Raw genomic sequence first — 23,467 nt, 5'->3', positions numbered from 1 at the left:
AGTCCGCGAAGGTACTGCCGTTCAACCGGTGCGGCCTGCTAAAAAAAGCAGGTCTTCGTCAACAGATATCGGCGGTGGTTCAGTCCCCGCCGCGCATGTTCTGAACGCTGAAGATCCCGTCCGGAACCAGCTTGGCGTCGACTCTGCCGCGGAAAGATCCCGTCGTGCAGTGCCGAGACTGCACGTCGATCATCGAAAAGCTGTCGCCGATGTCGGCGCCTTTGCCCTGATTGATCGGGTGGGCCCCCCGGTCCGCGTGCGTCCAACCGATCACGAACTGTTTCCACAGCTCTCCTTTGCGATCGTAGATCTCGACGATCGGGAATTCCGCTGTCTGGGCGTCCACGTAAAAGATGCGCTTGCCGACCGGATGACCGGCTTCCTTGGGTTTCGCTTCGAGCACGTAGACGGTCCGCAATTGAAACGGCGCATCTTGGTGGCACTGCGCTTTTCCGCCGTAGCCGGTGTATTCCCACGTCGAACCGTCTTCCTGAGCGGTCTTGTGCTGCCTGCCCTTGCTCTTGACGGTTGCGCGGTCCCAGAACGGCAGCAGCATCGTCTTGCTGCCCTTGTAGGTCCAGGTCATGTCGGAGATGCGGCCGTTGTAGCCCTCGAAGTCCTCGATCATCAGATCGGAGCCGAGGAAGGCGTCGGTGGTCTGCCCGGTGGCGAGCCGGCGCACGCGGCGCTGAAAGCCCAGGTAGAGGTAGGCATCGCTGAGCTTCGTATCGTCTTTGAACTTCTGGATCAGCAGTTGCGTTCCCTTGATGTCCTGGGGCTCACCCACGCGCACGTAGATGCCCCGGTACAACTCGCTCGGATTGGGGACGAAGTCCGGTGTAGGTTCGTCGACCGTGCGGAACGCATATCGCTTGAAGCAGAATTTGTCGAAGACGATCGAACGCTCGACCTTGGCGGTCTCGTAGTTGCGGAAATCCCAGATGAAAGGCTCGATGCAACCCAGGTCACCCCATACGCGGCCGTACTGGAAATTCCAGGCCAGCTTCAGGCCCGCCTGGGGATCTTTCGGGTCGGGCTCTTGCGGAAAGGGACGCCCGGAAACGTAGTTCTTGAGCGTACCGTTGGCTTCGATCGTGACATTGCCCGCGCTCTTGCGGGTCGCCTCGATGTACTTCGGATGAAGGGTGAAGTCGAAGGTCTCACCGACCTGCATCTCGTACTCGCCCTTCTTGATGAAGTCGTGCATCGCGGGGTTGAGATACTCTTTCGCGGCCTCTACGTTGTTCTTGTTGATGAGCATGCCCGGCGCGATGCCGTCGACTTTGGGGGCGCCGCTCTTGTAGGTGTAGAAGGCCTTGTTCAGGACCGCATCCGACACCTCGCCGGCGGCGCACGGAACACAGGCGCAAGCCAGTAGCGTTGCGCCGAGCCGCATCGCGACTTCACGCGGAGGTCTGGCGAGGCTTCGGGGGGGTATTGCGCGCAAGCGCAATGGAGCTGTCATGGGCACGTTTGTCTCCTGGTGTGCGAGGCTGTTGCTCGTCTGCCGACAGTCTTTCACGTCGATCGGTTGAGCTCACCCGTCGAAAAGAACGGCGGCGTTGGCCGGACCGTCGATGCAGGTTCGTGCCGAACCTTGCGCGAAGGCGGGTGGGCCGACGCGTTGCCGGTCGCACGCACAGACGCACAGGGCTGCGCGGCATGGGTGCGGGCCTGGCCGCGTGCGCGGCTGCTCGAACAAGGAGAGGGGAGCGGGCGCGCAGCCGCAAAGGCGGCTCGCTGTGCACCGCGCGAGCACGCGTCAATGGGTCGTCAAGCCCATTCGCCTGGCATGTTGTATGGCCTGCGAGCGTCTGTGCACGCCGAGCTTGGAGAAGATCCGCTGCCAGTACCACTTGACGGTGCTTTCGGCCAGACCGAGCGAGGCACCGATCTCACTGTTGAGCATGCTGGAGCATGCCAGCTGAAGAATCTCGATCTCGCGGTGCGACAGTGCCTCTGAAGTCACCGGGGAAGGCATGGGTCTGGCGGCGCGGGCAGCCGCTTCGTCCGCGGGTGCGAGAGCCTGACCGCTTGCCGCCGCAAGGATCTTCCGGGCGGCTTGTTGTGCCGGCGTCGACGTGGACGGACAGGCGGCTTGCAGTTGTTCGAGAAGCTCGATGACGACGTTGCCTTCGTCCAGGAAGCTGCGAACGAACCCGGCGGTCGCTCCGGCGTCCAGGGCCTCGATCAGGTAGCGTTGGGCGGCCGCACGATTGCCGGTGCGCACCGCCAGCTTGGACAGCAACACCGCAAGCCGAACCACCGAGCGCATGCAGCGCCGGTTCTTGGCGAAGCTGAACCAGCTCTTGATCAGCGTCAGGGCCATCATCTCCTTGCCGGTCTCGCAGCACACGCGTGCATGGGCGATGGCGAACAGTTCGTGCTTGCTGGACGAGCCGCCGGCCGGGACGAGCCGGTCAAAGCCGGCGGGGTACTTCGCGTCCGAGACCAGGCGCGCGGCTTCCCGTGTCTCCCCTTGCGCGAGCAGCTGGCGAACGCGTTCGCACAGGATATGGGCTCGCAGGCGCTCGAAGTCGTAGCGATCCGCGAAGTGCGTCGCGTCGTCGAGGATGCTGCGGGCCAGCCCGTGATCCTGGTCGAGGAAAGCCACGCGTGCGCAGGTGATGAAGCCGGCGATCAGGTTGTCGACGAAGCCGAGCTCGCGCGACATGGAGAAGTTCTCGCCGAGCAGTTGCCTCGCCTCCGGGATGCGGTTCCTCTCATAGTGCAACTCGGCCAGCAGCATCGAAGGCATGGCGACGAGTGCCGATCGTTCGCCGTGCAGTCGCGTCGCCCAGGTCCGGGCGCGGTGGTAGACCTCCTCCGCCCGTTTCAGGTCGCCGGCCATGTACAAGGTGGATCCCGCGATGCTGTTGTGGAAGGCGGTCCCGTAGATGGCACCGCTTTTCACGAACACCTCGTGGGCCATCTCGGCCGCCGCCCCGGCGCCTTCCACGTTGTACGTCTCGCGGTGGCACAGCATCAGGGCCGTCTCGGTGGAGGCCCGCATGAAGGGGTCGGGCGCCGCGGTCGTGGCGAGCCACCGGCGGCAGCCTTCGTGCGTTGCGGCGACGTCGTCGCTCAGCAGCGAAAGCATCATTTCGCGATGAGCGAGCTTGGACATCAGGAAGTCCAGGCGCTGGGTTCTTGCCGGGTCCGCTTCGGCGGTCCAGCGCTCGAGCGTCGCGCGGGCGTTCCCGAGCGCCTGTCGGGCTTCCGCAAACTGCCATCGCAGCTCACAGTCCCACGCTAGGTCCAGCTGGAGCTGCGGACATTTCTCTGCGATGGACGCAGGCAGCCTGGCTGCATAGGCCCGGATCGTCGCGATTTGCCCGCTGGCGAAGAGTTGCTGACTGGTGGCGTCCAGCAGGTCCGCGGCAAGGCGCTCGTCCGATGCCACGAAGGCGTGCTCGATGGCGTCCACTGCGAAGCCGTTCGTCGCCAGCCAGCGGCATGCCCGGCGGTGGTACTCGACAAACAGATCCGGGCGGCGTTCGTGCAGGCGCCGCTGCAGGAACTCGGAGAACAGGTGGTGGTAGCGGTACCACTGCCGTTCGTTGTCGAGCGAGAAAATGAAGAGGTTGCCTGTCTCCAGCTTGTCGAGCCGGTCGCGGCCGTCCGAACGATCCGTCACGGCATTGCACAGGGCCGTGTCGAAGCGCTTCAGGATGCAGGTCGCGAGCAGGAACTCCTGGGTGTCCTCAGGCTGGCGACGCAGGACTTCTTCGGCGAGGAAGTCGCCGACATTGCGGTGCTGGCCCGAGAACCGGGCGAGGAACTGGTGGGAGTCGCTGCTGTCCCGCAGGGCGATCGCGGCGAACTGCAAGCCGGCGACCCAGCCCTCGGTGCGCTGAAGCAGCAGGCCGACGAGATCCGATGAGATCGCGGCACCGTTCTGGCGGGCGAAGAATTCGCCGATCTCGATCTCGGAGAACTTGAGTTCGCGCACGCCGACTTCGAGCAGTTCGTCGCGCACCCGCAACTGCGCCAGCGGCAATCCGTGCGCATCCCGCGCTGCAACCAGCAAGTGAAAGCGATCGAGCGGCGCCAGCAGCACGGCATTGACGATGGCGATCACGGAGCGATCGGAGATCAGATGGAAATCGTCGACGAAGAGGTGAACATCCTTTTCAAGGGCGGCCAGCTCGTTCAGCAGCGTGGCTTTCAGGACCGCTGCGGGCAGGCTCACGCCGGATCTGAGCAGTGCCAGCGTCGCTTGGCCGACCAGCCCACCTCCGAACCGGATGGCCTCGACGAAGTGCAGCAGAAAGCGGCCCAGGTCGTTGTCTTCTTCGTCGATGCTGAGCCAGCCGGTCTCGAGGCCGCGATCGGAGAACCGACGGCGCACCTGGGCCAGCGCGCTGGTCTTGCCGTACCCGGCGGGCGCCAAGACCACGACCAGTCGCCGATCGGCTTTCTGCGCGACGTCCTCACACAGCTGAAAGCGCTCGACGAGCAGACCGGCATGTTTGCTCGGGGGGGCTAGCTTGGTCGTGTTGACTGAGGCGACTCGCTTTTCAACTCGCATCACAGGGGTCGGGCGGAGATGCCAGTGCAGAGGTCGGCAAGACCTTCTGAACCTGAACGGCATTCGAACAAAGCCGTGCCGGGCAAACCATCGGGACTCACCCGATGGGGGGATCGGCGGAGAAGCCTTGGTGTGGGCCGGATGAAGAGAGAGCCTCAGAAGAAGCGGTCGTAGTGAATCTGTTCCACGGGCACCCGGTGCTTGAGGACGGCCGTTTCCAGCATTGCGCGCAGCATGGGCGGCGGGCCCGCCATGTAGATCTCGAATGCGGAGAGTTCGGGGCCTTGCTGGTGGTCCACGACCTCATGGATGAATCCGACCGCGCCGGGCCAGCCCGAAGCGCCGACTGGTGGCCGTGAGACGGCATCGACGTGCCGGATTCGGCTCCGGAATCCCGGTATGGATGCCAGGCAGGCTTCGGCACACATGTCTTGCGGCGTGCGCCCTCCGAAGTAGAACCACAGCCGACCGTCGGTTCGTGCGCTGGCGGCCCGCGCGACGGACAGCATCGGTGCGAGTCCCGAGCCGCCTGCGACGCAGATGATGTCCCGCGACGACTGCTCGCGATAGTGGGCTAGGCCGTAGGGGGCGTCGATCTCGATGGAGTGGCCGATTTTCAGGGAGTCGAACAGTACGGCGGTGCCTTCGCCGCCCGGTACCCGCCTGACGATGAATTGCCAGCAGCCACTCAGGTTGGGCAGGTTGCTCATCGAATAGGCGCGCACGCTGTCCACGCCCGGGAGTTGCAGCAAGGCGTACTGTCCAGGAAGGAAGTCGGCCGGTCCGTCGGTGCGGAACGTGAACTCTCGCATGCCTGGGCTGAGTTCGCGCTGCGCTGCCAACCGGGCGAGATGGACAGTGGGGCGCATCAGGGAGGCGCTCGGCGGGCCGAGTCGCAGGCGGATGCGGCAATCGCTCAGTGGGTAGGATTGGCATCCCAGCTTCAGCCCTTTGCGGCGATCGCGCGGCACCAGCCCTGGTGCTTCACCCCAGGCGGTGGCGATCTCTCCTTCGACGAGTTGGAACCGGCAGTTCCCGCAGCCACCGACGTTGCACTCGTACGGAAAACCGACGCCCGCCCGCAGCCCGGAGCGCAGCAGGGTGTCGCCGTTGGCGCAGTCGTAGGCGATGGCTCTGCCATCGATGTTCTCGATATGGATCTTGTGCACGGGGGCGTCCTGTCGTTTCGCCGACGATTGCTCGACGCTGTGACCCGGTGATCTTCGCACCGCGGTCCACGAGATCACCCTCCGAAAAGGTGAGTCCGCTCCGCTTCGCTGCCGCGTTCTCCCCGGCGCTCCCCCTTCTTCGCAGTCGGTGATTCGGCGGTTCGTTGTTTCTAGGATCGGACGGTGCTCCCTGAAAACGGGGCATCGTTCACCAGATTGAATTCATCGAGCCGAAGCCGCACTTCGCAACCCATGAGGAGACCGTGATGTTTTTGAAGAATGCTTGGTACTGCGCGGGCTGGGACCACGAAATCCACCAGGGCAGGACGGCGATCATTCCGCGCAGGATCGCCGGCGAGCGAGTGGTGCTGTACCGCAAGCCGGACGGCAAGGTGGTTGCCTTTGAAGACCGATGCCCACATCGCCAGGCCGCACTGTCGCTCGGCCGCAAGGAGGGCGGCTCGCTGCGCTGCATGTACCACGGCATGAAGTTCAACAGCGACGGAATGTGCGAGGAGATCCCTGGCCAGACGACGATCCCCGAACGCGCCTGCGTGCGCAGCTATCCGGTCGTCGAGAAGAACAACTGGGTCTGGGTCTGGATGGGCGAGCCGGCAAAGGCCGACCCGAATCTGATCTGCTTCTCGGTGGGACCCAGCGATCCCGACTGGCACCTCAAGACGTCCAAGATGCACGTGGAGACCAACTACCGGTGGGAGATCGAGAACCTCGCCGACCTCAGCCACCTGACCTGGGTGCACGAGAAGACCGTCGGCGGCGATCCCGCCTATGGCTGGATCAAGCCTGTGCACACCATCACGCCGCGCGGCATCGACACGCTGTTCTGGGTCCGCTCGGTGGCACCCACCGGGGCTGTCGCACACATCTTCCCGGAAGGCACCAAGCTCGATATCTGCTTCGACATCCAGCACACCGTGCCGTGCAACTGGGTGATGCGTTTTCGCGCCTTCAGTGCCGGCACCAACACCGAGGGCGAGTCCAACGGCAAGCTCCTCGTGGACACCTGGACCTGCCAGGCGGTGACGCCCTGCGACGAGGATTCGGTGGACTACTACTACTCCTGGGGCGCAAGCAAGGAGACCGAGTTTCCCGGCCTGAGCAACCTGCTCGGCGGCACGCTGGACGAGGCGTTCACCGAGGACCGGCACATGCTGGAAGCCCAGCACATCCGCCGCAAGGAAAAGCCGGACTTGAAGATGATCAACATTGCCCACGACGCTGGCCCCGGCAAGATGCTGTGGGTGCTGGACAAGCTGATCCGGGAGGAGCGCCAAGCCCGGCTGGAGGACCAGACTCAATCCGTCCCTGTCTCCGTCTGACAAACGACTGATTCCATGACGACCAATCCGCCGAAAAATACCTTGCAGCTCGAAGTTTCCAACTTCCGAAGCGAGGCCAAGGACATTGTCGTTCTGGAGTTGCGCGATCGCTCCCGGAACTCTCTGCCATCTTTCACTCCCGGGTCGCATTTGGAGGTTTATCTGCCCGACGGCTTGGTCAGGCACTATTCAATTTATAACGATCCGACTGAGCGAGATCGTTATTGTCTCGGCATCGGTTTGTCGCAAAACAGCCGCGGCGGATCGCGCTACATACATGAGTCGATCCGTCAGGGTGATACTCTCGTTGTCAGTGAGCCCCGAAATAACTTTCCTTTGGTGGCGGAGGCGGAGGAATATTGTTTCATTGCCGGCGGGATCGGAATTACCCCGATTCTCTCCATGATCAAATGGTGCATCGGGGAAGGCAAATCCTGGTGCCTGTACTACTGCGTTCGTTCCCGTCAACGAGCTGCGTTTTACGAGGAAATCCGGTCATTGGGGACGCCGGCCAGTGTGCATTTCCACTTCGATGAGGAACAGGGGGGGCGGTTTTTTGAACCGTGCAGAGCGCTTCAGGATCTTTCCGCTGCCGTGCACATTTATTGCTGCGGTCCTGCGCCTTTGATGAATGCGGTGCAGAGCGCGACGCAGGAGCGGCCGGAGGATCATGTTCACTTCGAGTGGTTTTCTCCGAAGTCACAAATCCAAGTCGATCACCGCGCATTCACGCTGGTGATCCGCAGTTCCGGACGGCGCCTGGCAGTTCCGCCGGAACAAAGTATTCTCGATGTACTGGACGATCATGGCATTTCGGTTCCGTACTCCTGCCGCGAAGGACTGTGCGCGACTTGTCAAACGACGGTCATCTCCGGAATTCCAGATCACCGAGATAGCGTGCTGTCTATGGAACAACGCGCCTCGAACCGGACCATGCTGGTCTGCGTATCCAGATCAAGGTCGGACACTCTCGAACTGGACCTCTAGCAGCTCGCCGATGTTGGCCTGCTGATCCGGTTGTTCCCGCAGTCGGCCGGAGATCGGAACGAAGAGGGCTGCTCCGGAAAGCGCTCCGGGGCGATCGCGGAGAATCGCGGATGTTTTCGCTCCGCAGGGGTGACGCTCCGTGCCTGACACGCAAAAGACCAGCATCCTCATGATCTGCATGGGCAACATCTGCCGCAGCCCGACAGCCGAGGGTGTGCTCAGGGCGCGGCTGGCTGCTGCCGGGCTCGCAGACCGCGTGCGGGTCGATTCGGCCGGCACCCACGCCTATCACGTGGGCGAACCGCCGGACGAGCGCAGCCAGGCGCATGCCGCCCGGCGCGGCTACGACCTGTCTGCACAGCGTGCCCGCGCGGTGGACGACGACGACTTCGAGCGCTTCGACCTGCTGCTGGCGATGGACTGGGACAATCTGGCCCTGCTGCAGGAGCGTTGCCCGCCGGCGTATCAACGCAAGCTGAAGCGACTGATGGAGTTCGGCCGCGGCGCGGGCTGCGAAGTCGTGCCTGACCCGTATTACGGCGACGCGGCCGGATTCGACCGGGTGCTCGACTTGGTGGAGGCGGCCTGCGACGGCCTGATCGACGAGCTGTCCTCGTCGGGAACGCCGAGACGCGAGTAGGGGAACTTACGGGGCGGTGCCCGACCAAATAAGTCGGCTTCACCTATAATTGAGCTATTCAGTCGGGATTAAGCCCGGCCTGGCCCAGGTGAAGCGATCCCGGACAACCGGTCCGCAAGCCCCGTGCCTCAAGGAGTTCAGCATGCGTCTCACCACCAAAGGCCGTTTTGCCGTCACCGCCATGATCGATCTGGCGCTGCGTGAGCACAGCGGCCCGGTCGCGCTGGCCGCGATCAGCTCGCGTCAGCAGATTTCGCTTTCCTACCTGGAGCAGCTGTTCGGCAAGCTGCGCCGCCATGAACTGGTCGAGTCGACCCGTGGCCCGGGCGGCGGGTATTCGCTGGGCCGCAAGGCCGAGGAGATCACCGTCGCCGACATCATTGTCGCGGTCGACGAACCGATCGACGCCACCGGCTGCGGCGGCAAGGAAAACTGCATGGGCGAGGACACGGGTCGCTGCATGACGCACGACCTGTGGGCCAGCCTGAACACCAAGATGATCGAGTTCCTCGATTCGATCTCGCTGCGCAAGCTGGTCGACGACCAGCTCGCCAAGGGCGTGTCGATCGAGGAGGCGCCCGTCAAGCGCGCGATCTCGTCGCAGCCGGTCGTCAAGCCGATCAAGATCACCGCGCCGAACTCGGTGTTCGCGCTCGGCAGTTCCTTCGTCAAGTAACCCCTCCCACCGCCCGCCCAGCCCCTGTCGTTCAGGGACCCGCCCGCCATGGACATGACCCCCCACTTCCCGATCTACATGGACTACGGTGCCACCAGCCCGGTGGATCCGCGCGTCGTCGACGCGATGATTCCCTGGCTGCGTGAGCACTTCGGCAACCCGGCGTCGCGCAGTCATGCCTGGGGATGGGAGGCCGAAGAGGTGGTCGAGAAGTCGCGCGCCAATGTGGCTGAACTGATCAACGCCGACCCGCGCGAGATCGTCTGGACGTCGGGCGCCACCGAATCGAACAACCTCGCGATCAAGGGCGCAGCGCAGTTCTACAAGACGCGTGGCAAGCACCTGATCACGGTGAAGACGGAGCACAAGGCCGTGCTCGACACGATGCGCGAACTCGAGCGCCAGGGCTTCGAGGTCACTTACCTCGATGTGCAGGAAGACGGCCTGCTCGATCTGAACAAGCTCGAGGACGCGATGCGTCCCGACACGATCCTGGTGTCGGTGATGTTCGTCAACAACGAGATCGGCGTGATCCAGGATGTGGCGGCCATCGGCACCCTGTGCCGGAAGCGGGGCATCGTTTTCCACGTCGATGCGGCCCAGGCCAGTGGCAAGGTCGCGATCGACATGAACTCGCTGCCGATCGACCTGATGAGCCTGGCCTCGCACAAGACCTATGGCCCGAAGGGCATCGGCGCGCTGTACGTGCGGCGCAAGCCGCGCGTGCGGCTCGAGGCGCAGATGCACGGCGGTGGTCACGAACGCGGCATGCGCTCCGGCACGCTGCCCACGCACCAGATCGTCGGCATGGGAGAGGCGTTCCGGATTGCGCGCGAGGAGATGGCGGTGGAATTGCCTGCGATCCGCAGCCTGCAGCAGCGCCTGCTGCGCGGCCTGTCGGACATCGAGCAAACCTTCCTGAACGGCCATGCCGAGAAGCGCGTGCCGCACAACGTGAACATGAGCTTCAATTACGTCGAAGGCGAGTCGCTGATCATGGGCATCAAGGGGCTGGCGGTGTCGTCCGGCTCAGCGTGCACCTCGGCCAGCCTGGAGCCCAGCTATGTGCTGCGCGCGCTGGGCCGCAGCGACGAGTTGGCGCATTCGAGCCTGCGCATCACGATCGGTCGCTTCAGCACCGAAGAGGAGATCGACTTCGCCATCGGCACGATCCGCCACAACGTGGCCAAGCTGCGCGAGCTCTCTCCGCTGTGGGAGATGTTCCAGGACGGCGTGGACATCAGCGCCATTCAATGGGCGGCGCACTGACGCCGCTGCCTGGTTTTCGCAGCGCATTGCATCTTTGAGGAGTAGTCATCATGGCCTACAGCGAAAAAGTCGTCGAGCATTACGAGAATCCGCGCAACGTCGGTTCCTTCGAGAAGGGCGATGAAACGGTCGGCACCGGCATGGTCGGCGCGCCGGCTTGCGGCGACGTGATGAAGCTGCAGATCAAAGTCAACCCGCAGACCGGACTGATCGAGGACGCCAAGTTCAAGACCTACGGCTGTGGTTCGGCGATCGCGTCGAGTTCGCTCGTCACCGAATGGGTCAAGGGCAAGTCGCTCGACGAGGCGCTGACGATCAAGAACACCCACATCGCCGAGGAACTGGCATTGCCGCCGGTGAAGATCCACTGCTCCATCCTGGCTGAAGACGCGATCAAGGCCGCGGTGAGCGATTACAAGGCCAAGCACGGCGCCCCGCAGACCACAGCGACGCACTGACCACGATGGCAGTCACCCTGACCCCCGCTGCGGCACGCCACGTGACGCGCTACCTGGGCAAGCGCGGCAAGGGCGTCGGCGTTCGCCTGGGCGTCAAGACCACCGGCTGCTCGGGCCTGGCCTACAAGCTCGAGTACGCCGACGAGGTGGCGCCCGAGGACGTGATCTTCGAAGACCAGGGTGTGAAGGTGCTTGTCGACCCGAAGAGCCTGCCCTATATCGAGGGCACGCAGCTCGACTTCGTGCGCGAAGGCCTGAACGAAGGCTTCAAGTTCAACAACCCGAACGAACGCGACCGTTGCGGTTGCGGTGAATCGTTCCGGATCTGAGGCCGGGAATGCATGAAGGGGCGCGGCACGGCCGCGCCCTTTTTTTGACCACACGACGATGAAGCTCGACAGCGACGACTTCGAACTTTTCGGCCTGCCGCGGCGCTGTGCGCAGGACCGCGCGCAGATCGATGCGCGCTGGAAGGCGCTGCAGGCCGAGGTGCACCCCGACCGCTTCGCCGCGCAGGGCTCCGCCGCACAGCGTGTGGCGATGCAGTGGGCCGTGCGTGTCAACGAGGCCCATGCAAGGCTCAAGGACCCGCTCAAACGCGCGGCTTATCTGTGCGAGCTGCAGGGCGCGAAGGTCGACGCCGAGAACAACACCGCGATGCCGGCAAGCTTCCTGATGCACCAGATGGCCTGGCGCGAGGCGCTCGACGACGCGACCGGCGCCGCTGCCGTGGCCGCGCTCAACGACGAGGTGCTGGCGTTCCGCCGCGAGGCGCTGGCCGAGCTGGAAGCCACGCTGGATGCGCGCCACGATTGGGCCGCGGCAGCGCAACAGGTCAGAGCCCTTATGTTCGTCGAGCGCTTTGTGCAGGACCTCGATCGGCGCCTGGAAGCGCTGGGACAATAAACGCATGGCTCTGCTGCAAATCTCCGAACCCGGCCAGTCGCCGGACCCGCACCAGCGACGCATCGCGGTCGGCATCGACCTCGGTACCACGCATTCGCTGGTCGCTGTGGTGCGCTCCGGCGTCGCCGAATGCCTGCCCGACGGCGAAGGCCGGGTGATCCTGCCCTCGGCGGTGCGCTACCTCGAGGGTGGGCGCCGCGCGATCGGCTTCGAGGCGCTGGCCGCCCAGGCCGAGGACCCCGAGAACACCATCGTCTCGGTCAAGCGCTTCATGGGCCGCGCACTGGCCGACATCGGCGGGCGCGAGAAGCTGCCTTACCGTTTCGTCGACCAGCCGGGCATGGTGAGCGTGGCCACACGCGATGGCGTGAAGACGCCGGTGGAGGTGTCGGCCGAGATCCTGGCGACGCTGCGCTTTCGCGCCGAGGACAGCTTCGACGACGAGCTGTTCGGTGCAGTGATCACGGTGCCGGCCTACTTCGACGACGCGCAGCGTCAGGCGACCAAGGACGCCGCGCAGCTGGCCGGCCTGAACGTGCTGCGCCTGATCAACGAGCCGACCGCCGCGGCGATCGCCTACGGCCTCGAGAACGGCAGCGAGGGCCTGTACGCGGTCTACGACCTGGGCGGCGGCACCTTCGACATCTCGCTGCTGCGCCTGAGCCAGGGCGTGTTCGAGGTGGTCGCGACCGGCGGCGACTCGGCGCTCGGGGGTGACGACTACGATCATCTGCTCGCCGATTGGGCCTTGGCGCAGGGCCAGCTCGGCACCGAGACGGCTCAGGACAAGCGCGCGGTGCTGGTCGCGGCGCGTACCGCCAAGGAGGCGTTGTCCACGGCCACGGCGGCGAGCGTGCAGGCCGTGCTGAGCACCGGCACGCTGCATGTCGCGGTCACGCGCGGGCAGTTCGACGCGCTCACCAAGCCGCTGACGGAGCGCACCTTGGCCGCGGTGCGCAAGGTGCTGCGCGACGCGAAGGTGTCCAAGGACGAGGTGAAGGGCGTGGTGCTGGTGGGCGGCTCGACCCGCATGCCGCAGATCCGCGAGGCCGTCACTTTTTACCTCGGTCGCTCGCCGCTGACCGACCTGAACCCCGACGAGGTGGTGGCGCTGGGTGCCGCGATCCAGGCACACCAGCTGGCGGGCAACGCGTCCGACAACGACCTGCTGCTGCTCGATGTGACGCCGCTGTCGCTGGGTCTGGAAACCATGGGCGGCCTGGTGGAGCGCATCATCCCGCGCAACAGCAGCATCCCGACCGCGCGGGCCCAGGATTTCACGACCTTCAAGGACGGCCAGACCGCGATGGCCATCCACGTGCTGCAGGGCGAACGCGAGCAGGTCGAGCACTGCCGTTCGCTGGCGCGCTTCGAGTTGCGCGGGATCCCGCCGATGGTGGCGGGTGCCGCGCGCATCCGCGTGAGCTTCCAGGTCGATGCCGACGGGCTGCTGAGCGTCACGGCGCGCGAACAGGGCTCCGGCGTCGAGGCGGCGGTGACCGTCAAGCCGAGCTACGGCCTGGCCGACGAGCAGATCGCGCGCATGCTGCAGGAGGGCTTCAGCACCGCCGAGGGCGACATGCGCGACCGCGCGCTGCGCGAGGCACGGGTCGAGACCGAGCGCATGGTGCTGGCCACGCGGGCTGCGCTCGCGGCCGATGGCGATCTGCTGAGCGAGGCCGAGCGAGCCGAGATCGAGGCGCTGATGCGATCGGCCGAACAGCAGGCGCTCGCCGATGACGCCGCCACCATCGATGCCGCCGTCAAGGCGCTGGCCGACGGCACCGAGGCCTTCGCCGCCGAGCGCATGAACCGCGGCATCCGGCAGGCGCTGGCCGGTCGGCGTGTGGAAGAAGTCTGAGACCTTCGTTCGAGATCGCCATGCCCACCATCAAGATCCTCCCGCATCCCGAGTACTGCCCCGAGGGAGCGAGCATCCAGGCCGCGCCCGGAACCTCGATCTGCGAGGCGCTGCTGGAGCACGACATCGAGGTCGAGCATGCCTGCGAGATGAGCTGCGCCTGCACCACCTGCCACGTGGTCGTGCGCGAAGGCTTCGCCTCGCTCAACGAGATGGACGAAAACGAAGAAGACCTGCTCGACCGTGCCTGGGGCTTGGAGCCGAACTCCCGGCTCAGCTGCCAGGCCATCGTGGCGCAGCAGGACCTGGTGGTCGAGATTCCGCGGTACTCGATCAACCATGCCAAGGAAAATCACTGAGCGCCAACGGCCCGACCGGGATGACTCCATGACCCGCCAGATCTTCCTCGACACCGAAACCACGGGCCTGAGTCCCGAGAACGGCGACCGCATCATCGAGATCGGTTGCGTGGAAATGCTCAACCGCCGCCTGACCGGCGGCAACAAGCACTTCTACTTGAATCCCGAACGGCGCAGCCACGAAGACGCCGTCAAGATTCACGGCCTGACCGACGAGTTCCTGGCGGACAAGCCCAAGTTCGAGGTGATCGCCGAAGAACTGATGAACTACCTGGCCGGGGCCGAGGTCATCATCCACAACGCTGCCTTCGACATCGGTTTTCTCGATGCCGAGCTCAAGCGCCTGGAGCGCCCGAGGTTCACCGAGCAGGTCGGCGGCGTGACCGACAGCCTGACGATGGCGCGCGAGATGTTCCCCGGCAAGTCGAACTCGCTCGATGCGCTGTGCAGGCGCCTCGAGGTCGACAACGCCAGCCGCACGCTGCACGGCGCGCTGCTCGACGCGGGCCTGCTGGCCGAGGTTTACATCCGCATGACGCGCGGCCAGAACGCCCTGGTCATCGACGCAGGGGCGTCGTCGGGGGGCACGATCGCCATCGCCGACATCGACCTCGGCCAGTTCGCGCTGCCGGTCGTCGAGCCGAACGAGACCGAGCTGCAGGCTCACGAAGCCGTGCTTGCCGAGCTCGACAAGGCCTCGGGTGGCAAGACGCTGTGGCGCACCATGGCATAATCCCGGCTTCTCGCGATACCCCGCGAACCCGATTTATCGGGCGGTTAGCTCAGCGGTAGAGCACTGCCTTCACACGGCAGGGGTCGCAGGTTCGAACCCTGCACCGCCCACCAAAGAAGTCAAGCACTTGGCAGCGATGCCCGGTGCTTTTTTCTTGGCGGGACAGGCACCCACCGGGAGTGCCACTTTGCATCGGCACAGCCATCCGGATTGCGGGCGACATCGGTCGGGCAAGGGCAGCTGCCGGCGTGCGTGGAGCAGCGATTTCGCCGGTGCTACAGTGACGGAACGATGCAGACAAGGCTTGCGCAGACGCACGGCGAGCGCGAGCTTATCGACCAGAATCGCCGCTTCTACGACTTGCTCTGGTCCGGTGCTCGTCTGGTCGAGCCTCAGCGCTTCAATACGTGGCCCCTCGTGCAATCCCTGTTGCCCGAGGCCGGGCGACGGCTCGAGGTGGCGCCCGGCCTGAGGCCGCGGCTGCCGATCGAGGGCACGCAATTCGTGGACATCAGCACGCCGGCGCTCGCGAAGCTTCGTGGGCGCGGCGCGCAGGTCGCGCTGAGCCTGGTGACGGCCCTGCCATTCGCCGACGCTGCATTCGATCTGGTGTGCGCTCTCGATATCGTCGAGCACGTCGACGACGAGGACGGCGCACTGTCGGAGCTGTCCCGCGTCGCGAAGTCAGGTGCGGCCGTGCTGATCTCGACGCCGCTGCACCCCTCGCGCTGGACTTCGTTCGACGACTTCGTGGGCCACAAACGGCGCTACGAGCCGCCGCGCCTGCTCGCAAAGCTGGCGCAGCACCATCTCGTGGTGGAGCGCAGCGCCGTGTTCGGCATGCAGCCGGCCTCGTCGCGTCTGGTCGACATCGGCATGTGGTGGCTCTCGCACCATCGTGAGCGGGCCATGTGGTGGTACAACCGGGCCTTCATGCCGCTCGGGTTGCGGTTCCAGAAGGAGCTGCAACTCGCCCCCGGAATGATCCCGACGGCCGGTGTCGACGAAATCCTGCTCGTGTGCCGAAGGGTGGCGCGGTCCGGCTCGTTCACCGAACCCAGGTGAGCGCGGTACCGACCGGCTTGCACGGATCGAAAGCCCCAACCGACAGCTCGGTATCCGACAGTGCGCCGGGGGCCGACCGGATCAGCGGCAGATCTCCGGTGGGCATGACGAGGCGGAACATAGAATCCGCCGGGCCCGCAGACGCGGACCACCTCTCAACTTTCCGATACAAGACCCAATGGCAACTGCAAAGAAGACTGCGACCAAGGCGCTGACCAAGAAGGCTGCTCCCGCAAAGAAGGCCACGAAGGCCGCGGCGCCGGCCAAGGTGGCTGCCACCGTCAAGCCGATCAAGACCGCCTTCAACAAGACCAGCCTGATCACTCACCTGGCCGAAGTGGCCGCGGTTGAAATCAAGGCGGTGAAGGCCGTGATCGCTACGCTCGAAGCCACGATCCTGGCCTCGGTGCACAAGAAGGGTCTCGGCTCCTTCACGCTGCCGGGTCTGCTGAAGGTCAACGTCATCAACGTGCCGGCCAAGAAGAAGCGCACCGGCATCGATCCGTTCACGAAGCAGGAACGTGTCTTCGCGGCGAAGCCCGCGACGGTCAAGATCAAGACGCGCGCGCTGAAGAAGCTCAAGGACGCAGCGCTCTGATCTGACGATCAGAGCGAGTCGACACCGCCGTCAGGTGTCGGGCCGGCTGTGGCACTGGGTGCTGCGGCCGGCTTCTTTGTTTGAGCGACTCTTTCCCGCGCCGGCGCGCGGCGGGAGTCGTGCCGGGTCCCTGTTCCTTTGGTCTCAGCCCTGCGCTCCACCGACCGTTCCAAACTCCACCACGGACTTGACGTAGAAGAGGTTCGCCTTCTCCCGCTCGAGCACCTCGAACAGTGCCTGCGCTTGTCCCTCGTCCATCGCGATCGTGACTTCGATCGGCTGGTCGGCAAGCTCGAAGAAGTGCATGGAGTGCCGCTTGCCGCTGTGCCCGTAGCCCTCGGCCGCCATCACGGCCGTGCTGCCGCGGATGCCGAGCGACTTGGCCGTCTGCATCAGCCACTCGTGCATCTGCTGTCGACCGTGGCGCCGGTCCTGCTGCAGGAAGAAGGTGACTTGGTAGCCTTTCATTTCAGCCTCCAGACGCAGGCAGGGCCCACGGCGTCATCATGACACCGCTGATCACATGCGTTGCGGGCATGGCCTTGCGGCGAACGGTCTTGATGGCGCTGCGCGGCGGCCTCGCCGGTGCCGCCGACCCTGGGTCGGTCACGGGCGCACGCATGTCTTGACCGCAAGGGGCTCGTGGAGATATAAACAATACATACTGTTTATATCGTTCAAGGAGCTGAGATGGTCACGAAATCCAAAACCGCTGCCGCTGCGTCCGCCTCGGCGAAGCCGCGGCCTGCCGTGAAGCGGCCGGTCAAGACAGCGCCGCTGAAGCCCGCGGCCGGCAAGCGCGTCGAGCCTGTCGCAGCCAAGGCGCGGGTTGAAGCGCCGAAGAAGCGCGAGAAGCTGATCCGCGATGGCTTCACCATCCCCAAGGGCGAGTACGCCGCGCTGGCCGATCTGAAGCAGCGCGCGGCGAAGCTGGGCCACACGGCGAAGAAGAGCGAGTTGCTGCGGGCCGGCATCAAGCTGCTGGCCGGTCTGGCCGACGCGCGCTTCGTCGCGGCCCTGGCGGCGGTGCCGACCATCAAGACCGGCCGTCCGCGTGCGAGCGAACCTGCGGCAACGCCGTCCGCCGCCGAGCCGAAGGCGATGGCGAAGAAGCCCGCAGCGAAAAAGGCCGTAGCGAAGAAGGCATGAACCCGCTGGCCGGCCGATCTTCGGTGCAGGCTGCACGATCCAGGGCAGCGGACGCGGAGCCCGCAGGGGCGGCGCGGCGCGGCCGATCGCCACGGCTTTTCCACAGGCTTGTGCACTGCCGCGGTGGACAAGTCCTGGAAGGGATATCGGCCAGGCAATCGCTGCCGTGTGGTGGTCCTTCGCACGGGCCTGACGATGACCGGGCCTCCGCTGCGAGACGCTTCCCTAGAATCCCCGCATGAGCCTGCAGTCGCCGTGTTTCGTCCACCTTCGCACCCACACCGAGTACTCCGTCGTCGACGGCATGCTCAGGGTGAGCGACATGGTGGCCGCTGCGGCCACCGACCGGCAGCCCGCGCTGGCGATCACGGATCTGTCCAACCTGTTCGGCGCGATCAAGTTCTACGGCGCGGCCCGCGGCAAGGGCCTGCAGCCGCTCATCGGCGCGGACCTGTGGCTCGAAGCCGAGGGTGACGACAAGCAGGCGAGCCGCCTGCTGCTGCTGGTGCAGAACCGCGTCGGCTACCTGAACCTGTGCGAGCTGATCTCGCATGCCTGGACCGAGAACCTGCAGCGCCACCAGGCGTGCGTCTCCTGGCAGCGGCTGGCCACGCACAGCGAGGGTTTGATCGCACTGTCCGGCGCCGATCTGGGGGCTGTGGGGCAAGCCTTGCTGGCCGGTGACCCGGCGCGCGCCGAAGCGCAGGCTCGGCGGCTCGGCGCGCTGTTTGCGGGGCGCTTCTACGTCGAGCTGCAGCGTGCCGGGCAGGCGACGAACGAGGCCCAGGTGCGCGCCGCGGTGCCGCTGGCGGCGAAGCTGGGTCTGCCGGTGGTGGCCACGCACCCGGTCCAGTTCCTGACGGCCGACGACTACGAGGCGCACGAGGCGCGCGTGTGCATCGCCGAGGGCGAGACGCTGACGAACCCGCGCCGCGTCAAGCGTTTCACGCGCGAACAGTACTTCAAGACCGCCGAGCAGATGGCCGTGTTGTTCGCCGATGTCCCGTCGGCGCTGGCCAACACGCTGGCGATCGCGCGGCGCTGCAACCTGTCGCTGACGCTCGGCAAGCCGCAGTTGCCGGAGTTCCCGACGCCCATGGTCGACGGCCAGCGGATGGCACCGGAGGCCTATTTCCGCCACGCCTCGCACGAGGGGTTGAACGAGCGGCTCGCCCAGCTCTATCCGAACGAGGCCGAGCGCGAGCTGCAGCGCGGGCGTTACGTGGAGCGGCTCGACTTCGAGATCGAGACGATCCTGAAGATGGGCTTCCCGGGCTACTTCCTGATCGTGGCCGACTTCATCAACTGGGCCAAGAACAACGGCTGTCCGGTCGGCCCGGGGCGGGGGTCGGGGGCCGGCTCGCTGGTCGCCTACGCGCTGAAGATCACCGACCTTGACCCGCTCGCCTACAACCTGCTGTTCGAACGCTTCCTGAATCCGGACCGGGTGTCGATGCCCGACTTCGACATCGACTTCTGCCAGGGCAACCGCGACCGCGTGATCGACTACGTGAAGCAGAAGTACGGCCGTGACGCGGTGAGCCAGATCGCCACCTTCGGCACGATGGCGGCCAAGGCCGCGCTGCGCGACGTGGGCCGCGTGCTGGGCATGGGCTATGGCCATGTCGACAGCATCGCCAAGCTGGTGCCCGCGCCGCCCGGCAAGACGGTCACGCTCAAGCGCCCAGGCGACAAGCCCGACCCCGGGCTGATCTACGCGCGCAAGGAGGCGCCCGAGATCGAGCAGCGCGAGCAGAAGGAGGAAGAGGTGGCCGAGCTGCTGGCGCTGGCCGAACGCGTCGAGGGCACGGTGCGCAACATCGGCATGCACGCCGGCGGCGTGCTGATCGCACCGGGCAAGATCACTGACTTCTGCCCGCTGTACCAGCAGCCCGGCAGCGACTCGGCGGTGAGCCAGTTCGACAAGGACGACGTCGAGGCGATCGGCCTGGTGAAGTTCGACTTCCTGGGCCTGGCGACGCTGACGATCCTGGAGCTGGCGAAGGACTTCATCCGCGCCCGCCATGCCGACCGCGCCGACTTCGCCTTCGAGAACGTCACGCTCGACGATCGCAAGACCTACCAGCTGCTGAGCGAAGGCAAGACGGTCGCGGTGTTCCAGCTGGAAAGCCGTGGCATGCAGGGCATGTTGCGCGAGGCCAAACCCAGCGTGTTCGAGGACATCATCGCGCTGGTCGCGCTCTACCGGCCAGGCCCGATGGACCTGATTCCGAGCTTCTGCGCACGCAAGCACGGCAAGGAAGAGGTGGATTACCCGCACCCGCTGATGCGCGAGGTGCTGGAAGAAACCTACGGCATCATGGTCTACCAGGAGCAGGTGATGCAGGTCGCCCAGCGGCTGGGCGGCTACTCGCTCGGTGGCGCCGACCTGCTGCGGCGCGCGATGGGCAAGAAGAAGGCCGAGGAGATGGCCACGCACCGCGCGATCTTCGCCCAGGGCGCGGCGAAGAACGGCATCAGCGCGGGGCTCGCGAACGAGATCTTCGACCTGATGGAGAAGTTCGCCGGCTACGGCTTCAACAAGTCGCACGCCGCGGCCTATGCGCTGCTGGCCTATCACACGGCCTGGGCCAAGGTGCACTACCTGGCCGAGTTCACCGCGGCCAACATGAGCGTCGCGCTCGACGACACCGACAAGCTCAAGATCTTCCACGACGACGCGGTCGCGCTGGGCGTCGTGTTCGAGCCGCCCGACGTCAACACGGGCGGGCACCGTTTCGAGCCGGTGGCGCCGCAGGGCAAGGAGCGCGGCCGGGTGCGCTACGGGCTGGGCGCCATCAAGGGCACCGGGCAAGGGGCGATCGAGGCCATCGTCGACGCGCGTCGCGAAGGCGGACCGTTCAAGAGCCTGTTCGACTTCGCTGCGCGGGTGGACCGCAGCCGCGTCAACAAGCGGGTGGTCGAGGCGCTGATCAAGGGCGGGGCCTTCGACGCACTCGAGGCGGACCGTGCCGTATTGATGGCCAGCGTGCCGCTCGCCTTCGACTATGGCGACACCCAGGCGGCCAATGCCGACCAGGGGGGGCTGTTCGATTTCGGCGACTCCCATGCGGCCTCCACCAACGAGCCCGAGCTCGTGGCGGCCGAACCCTGGAGCATCAAGGAGCGGCTCACGCAGGAGAAGGCCGCGCTGGGCTTCTACCTGTCGGGCCATCTGTTCGACGAGTGCGAGGCCGAGGTGCGCCAGTTCGCCCGGCGCCGGATCGCCGACCTGCTCGACAGCCGCGAGCCGCAGCTGCTGGCCGGTATCGTCAGCGAGCTGCGCATCGTCAACGGCCAGCGCGGGCGGGTGGCGATCTTCAAGCTGGACGACAAGAGCGACACGATCGAAGCGGTTGCCAACGAGGACCTGATCAACGCCCACCGCGAACTGCTGGTGGAGGACGAATTCATCGTTGTGCAGGGCAAGGTGCAGCCCGACCGCTTCTCGGGCGGCGTGCGGCTCAACGTGCAGCAGGTCTGGGACCTGGCGGCGGCGCGCTGCCGCTTCGGCCGCTACCTGCGCGTGGCGGTGAACGGCGTTGCGCCGCCGGTCGGTGATCTGCTGCGCGAGTTCCCGCCGCGCACCCTGCGCACCGAGCAGGGCGAAGTGGTGCAAGGCCTGGCGGTGCGCCTGGTGCTGCAGCGCGAGGCCGTGCAGGGCGAGATCGATCTGGGCGACGACGGCCGCTTCTTCCCGACCGACGCCGCGCTGGCGCGCTGGAAGACCAGCACGCACGGCCGGGCGGCCGTGGTGTACGACTGACGACGCGTTTCTTTACATCATCGCGCTGCTGCCGCCGAGAACCGGCCGCGTACCGCGGCACACTGAGGATCGTGTCGGCGAGCTGCCCGACGCAGGTGTTAGACAGGCTTCAAGTATTCGAGGATCGTTGTATGAAACGCATTGTTCTTGCGGCCGCGCTTGCGGTCTGTGCGGTGACCCCGGCGCTGGCTGCCGACGTGGGCGTGTCGGTCAGCATCGGTCAGCCGGGCTTCTATGGCCGGATCGACATCGGCAACTACCCGCAGCCGCAGCTGATCTATCCGCAACCGGTGGTCATTGCTCCCGCTCCCTATGCGGCGGTGCAGCGGCCCATCTACCTGCGCGTGCCTCCGGGCCATGCGAAGGACTGGCACAGATACTGCGGCCGCTACGGCGCTTGCGGTCAGCCGGTCTATTTCGTGCAGGACGGCTGGTACCGGGACGTCTACGCACCGCACTACCGCGAGGAGCATCGCGGCCCCGATCGACGCGACGAACGCGGCGGCCGTGATGACCGGGGTGATCGTGGCGATCGTGGTGACCACCGTGGGCCGGGCAATGGCAAGGGCCACGGTCACGGTCACGACAAGCACGGCCGCGACTGAGTCTGCACGCGATCGATAACGACGGCCTCTCGCCGTCAATTCCGCCCTTCGTGGCACCCCGACCCGCGGCTATGCTTGCCGCGTGAGCAAGACCACAGGCTTGGTTCTGACCGGGGGCGGCGCGCGCGCCGCTTACCAGGTCGGGGTGCTGTCGGCCCTGAGCCGCTTGCGTCGCGATGCCGGCGTACGCGATCACAACCCGTTTCCGGTCATTGCCGGCACCTCGGCCGGTGCGATCAACGCCGCGGCACTGGCGTGCGGCGCCGACGACTTCGACCGCGCCGTGCGCCTGCTGATCCGGGTGTGGCGCAACTTCGAGGCGGGCCAGGTCTACCGTGCCGACGCGTTCGGCGTGATCCGGACCGGCGCGCGCTGGCTCACCCTGTTCACCGCGGGCTGGGCGTTGGCGCGCTGGCGCCGCGCGCGGCCGCGATCGCTGCTCGACAACGCACCGCTCGAAGACCTGCTGCGGCAGTTGCTGCCGCTGGAACGCGTGCCGGAACTGATCGATGCCGGCCACTTGCGTGCGCTCGCGATCAGCGCCTCGAGCTACACCGCGGGAGAGCACGTCACCTTCTATGACGCGCCGCAGGATCTGCCGGCCTGGACGCGTTCGCAGCGCGTCGCGGCACGCGCCGCGCTCGGCGTTCCGCACCTGATGGCCTCGTCGGCCATTCCCTTCATTTTTCCGGCGGTGTCGCTGGAGCGGGAGGGACGCCCGGAGTATTTTGGAGACGGCTCGATGCGCCAGGCGGCGCCGATCTCGCCGGCAGTGCACCTCGGGGCCGAGCGGATCCTCGTGGTCGGCGCCGGGCGCTTGCACGAACCCGGCGGCGAGCGGCCGCCCGCCAACGGCTACCCGAGTCTCGCGCAGATCGCCGGGCACGCGCTGTCGAACATCTTCCTCGATGCGCTGGCCGTGGACATCGAGCGACTGCAACGCATCAACCACACCTTGTCGCTGCTGGGTCCGGAGGCCCTCGCGCAGACGCCGCTGAAGCCGATCGAACTGCTGGTGATCGCGCCGAGTCAGCGGCTCGACGACATCGCGGCCCGACACCTGCACGCGCTGCCGGCACCAGTGCGGGCGATGCTGCGCGCCATCGGGGTCAGCGATGTGGCGCCGGACAGTGCGCGAGGGGCCGCGCTGGCGAGCTACCTGTTGTTCGAGGCACCGTACACGCGCGAACTGATCGCGCTGGGCGAGGCCGATACGCTGGCGCGTCGCGAGGACGTGTTGCGCTTCTTCGGCTGGGCGGCGTAGAAGAGGTGCGGGGGGCCACCGGGCCGCGGTGGCACCGCCGCAGCCTCTCCTCTCCCATGGGGTTCTCTCGGACCCACTCGCGTTCAAGTCT

At 65.9% G+C, this 23,467-nt stretch carries 21 protein-coding genes and 1 tRNA gene; 18 read left to right on the top strand and 4 right to left on the bottom strand.

What is annotated here, in order from left to right; translation table 11 throughout:
* Positions 1-79 precede the first annotated feature (79 nt).
* The 3 genes from ACQY9S_RS09030 to ACQY9S_RS09020 form a co-directional block, all read right to left on the bottom strand.
* Positions 80-1,396 (bottom strand): DUF1329 domain-containing protein, encoded by a 1,317-nt coding sequence (locus ACQY9S_RS09030; protein WP_428424981.1) that lies wholly within the window; start codon positions 1,394-1,396, stop codon positions 80-82.
* Positions 1,397-1,762: 366 nt separating this feature from the next.
* A complete protein-coding gene (locus ACQY9S_RS09025) occupies positions 1,763-4,531 on the bottom strand; it encodes a LuxR C-terminal-related transcriptional regulator (protein WP_428424979.1) in 2,769 nt (922 codons plus the stop codon).
* 155 nt (positions 4,532-4,686) lie between these two features.
* Positions 4,687-5,700: an FAD-binding oxidoreductase gene (locus tag ACQY9S_RS09020; RefSeq protein WP_428424977.1), complete on the bottom strand. Its 1,014-nt coding sequence runs from the start codon at positions 5,698-5,700 to the stop codon at positions 4,687-4,689.
* A 266-nt stretch (positions 5,701-5,966) separates the two neighbouring features.
* Here ACQY9S_RS09020 and ACQY9S_RS09015 point away from each other — a divergent pair, with 266 nt between their 5' ends.
* The 14 genes from ACQY9S_RS09015 (at position 5,967) to ACQY9S_RS08950 (ending at position 16,592) form a co-directional block, all read left to right on the top strand.
* Entirely contained in the window at positions 5,967-7,040 is a 1,074-nt protein-coding gene (locus tag ACQY9S_RS09015) for a Rieske 2Fe-2S domain-containing protein (protein ID WP_428424975.1), read from the top strand.
* 15 nt (positions 7,041-7,055) lie between these two features.
* Positions 7,056-8,027 carry a PDR/VanB family oxidoreductase gene (locus tag ACQY9S_RS09010; RefSeq protein WP_428424973.1) on the top strand — a complete coding sequence of 324 codons (972 nt, stop codon included), beginning with the start codon at positions 7,056-7,058 and terminating at the stop codon, positions 8,025-8,027.
* Positions 8,028-8,196: 169 nt separating this feature from the next.
* Positions 8,197-8,667, top strand: a complete 471-nt coding sequence (locus ACQY9S_RS09005) for a low molecular weight protein-tyrosine-phosphatase (RefSeq protein ID WP_428425666.1) — start codon at positions 8,197-8,199, stop codon at positions 8,665-8,667.
* Positions 8,668-8,809: 142 nt separating this feature from the next.
* Positions 8,810-9,343 carry a Fe-S cluster assembly transcriptional regulator IscR gene (iscR, locus tag ACQY9S_RS09000; RefSeq protein ID WP_428424971.1) on the top strand — a complete coding sequence of 178 codons (534 nt, stop codon included), beginning with the start codon at positions 8,810-8,812 and terminating at the stop codon, positions 9,341-9,343.
* 48 nt (positions 9,344-9,391) lie between these two features.
* The gene (locus ACQY9S_RS08995; RefSeq protein ID WP_428424969.1) at positions 9,392-10,612 is read left to right on the top strand and encodes an IscS subfamily cysteine desulfurase; all 1,221 of its coding nucleotides are present in this window, start codon (positions 9,392-9,394) and stop codon (positions 10,610-10,612) included.
* A 50-nt stretch (positions 10,613-10,662) separates the two neighbouring features.
* Entirely contained in the window at positions 10,663-11,070 is a 408-nt protein-coding gene (gene iscU, locus ACQY9S_RS08990; protein ID WP_428424967.1) for a Fe-S cluster assembly scaffold IscU, read from the top strand.
* A gap of 5 nt (positions 11,071-11,075) precedes the next feature.
* Positions 11,076-11,399: an iron-sulfur cluster assembly protein IscA gene (gene iscA, locus ACQY9S_RS08985; RefSeq protein WP_428424965.1), complete on the top strand. Its 324-nt coding sequence runs from the start codon at positions 11,076-11,078 to the stop codon at positions 11,397-11,399.
* Positions 11,400-11,457: 58 nt separating this feature from the next.
* Complete coding sequence (gene hscB, locus ACQY9S_RS08980) at positions 11,458-11,976, top strand: Fe-S protein assembly co-chaperone HscB (protein ID WP_428424963.1); 519 nt, start codon at positions 11,458-11,460, stop codon at positions 11,974-11,976.
* 4 nt (positions 11,977-11,980) lie between these two features.
* Positions 11,981-13,837 (top strand): Fe-S protein assembly chaperone HscA, encoded by a 1,857-nt coding sequence (gene hscA / locus ACQY9S_RS08975; RefSeq protein WP_428424961.1) that lies wholly within the window; start codon positions 11,981-11,983, stop codon positions 13,835-13,837.
* Between the two features lie 20 nt (positions 13,838-13,857).
* Entirely contained in the window at positions 13,858-14,196 is a 339-nt protein-coding gene (fdx, locus tag ACQY9S_RS08970; RefSeq protein WP_428424960.1) for an ISC system 2Fe-2S type ferredoxin, read from the top strand.
* 28 nt (positions 14,197-14,224) lie between these two features.
* Entirely contained in the window at positions 14,225-14,929 is a 705-nt protein-coding gene (dnaQ, locus tag ACQY9S_RS08965; protein WP_428424958.1) for a DNA polymerase III subunit epsilon, read from the top strand.
* Between the two features lie 38 nt (positions 14,930-14,967).
* Positions 14,968-15,042: transfer RNA gene (locus tag ACQY9S_RS08960), tRNA-Val, on the top strand.
* 97 nt (positions 15,043-15,139) lie between these two features.
* On the top strand, positions 15,140-15,994 hold the full coding sequence (locus ACQY9S_RS08955; RefSeq protein WP_428424956.1) for a class I SAM-dependent methyltransferase: 855 nt from the start codon (positions 15,140-15,142) through the stop codon (positions 15,992-15,994).
* A 178-nt stretch (positions 15,995-16,172) separates the two neighbouring features.
* Positions 16,173-16,592 (top strand): HU family DNA-binding protein, encoded by a 420-nt coding sequence (locus ACQY9S_RS08950; RefSeq protein ID WP_428424954.1) that lies wholly within the window; start codon positions 16,173-16,175, stop codon positions 16,590-16,592.
* 144 nt (positions 16,593-16,736) lie between these two features.
* On the opposite strand, the gene ACQY9S_RS08945 is transcribed toward ACQY9S_RS08950, so the two are convergent.
* Positions 16,737-17,060, bottom strand: coding sequence for a DUF190 domain-containing protein (locus ACQY9S_RS08945; RefSeq protein ID WP_428424952.1), 324 nt, complete (start codon positions 17,058-17,060; stop codon positions 16,737-16,739).
* 222 nt (positions 17,061-17,282) lie between these two features.
* Here ACQY9S_RS08945 and ACQY9S_RS08940 point away from each other — a divergent pair, with 222 nt between their 5' ends.
* From ACQY9S_RS08940 to ACQY9S_RS08925, 4 genes are all read left to right on the top strand, one after another.
* Positions 17,283-17,741 carry a hypothetical protein gene (locus ACQY9S_RS08940; protein WP_428424950.1) on the top strand — a complete coding sequence of 153 codons (459 nt, stop codon included), beginning with the start codon at positions 17,283-17,285 and terminating at the stop codon, positions 17,739-17,741.
* Between the two features lie 238 nt (positions 17,742-17,979).
* A complete protein-coding gene (gene dnaE / locus ACQY9S_RS08935) occupies positions 17,980-21,507 on the top strand; it encodes a DNA polymerase III subunit alpha (protein WP_428424948.1) in 3,528 nt (1,175 codons plus the stop codon).
* A gap of 131 nt (positions 21,508-21,638) precedes the next feature.
* Entirely contained in the window at positions 21,639-22,112 is a 474-nt protein-coding gene (locus ACQY9S_RS08930; RefSeq protein ID WP_428424946.1) for a hypothetical protein, read from the top strand.
* An 82-nt stretch (positions 22,113-22,194) separates the two neighbouring features.
* On the top strand, positions 22,195-23,376 hold the full coding sequence (locus ACQY9S_RS08925) for a patatin-like phospholipase family protein (RefSeq protein ID WP_428424944.1): 1,182 nt from the start codon (positions 22,195-22,197) through the stop codon (positions 23,374-23,376).
* Positions 23,377-23,467 lie beyond the last annotated feature (91 nt).

This window comes from Methylibium sp., from assembly GCF_965279545.1.
Taxonomy (GTDB): domain Bacteria; phylum Pseudomonadota; class Gammaproteobacteria; order Burkholderiales; family Burkholderiaceae_C; genus Methylibium.
Note: the sequence above shows the minus strand (reverse complement) of the source record. Positions and strands in the feature narration are given on the sequence as shown.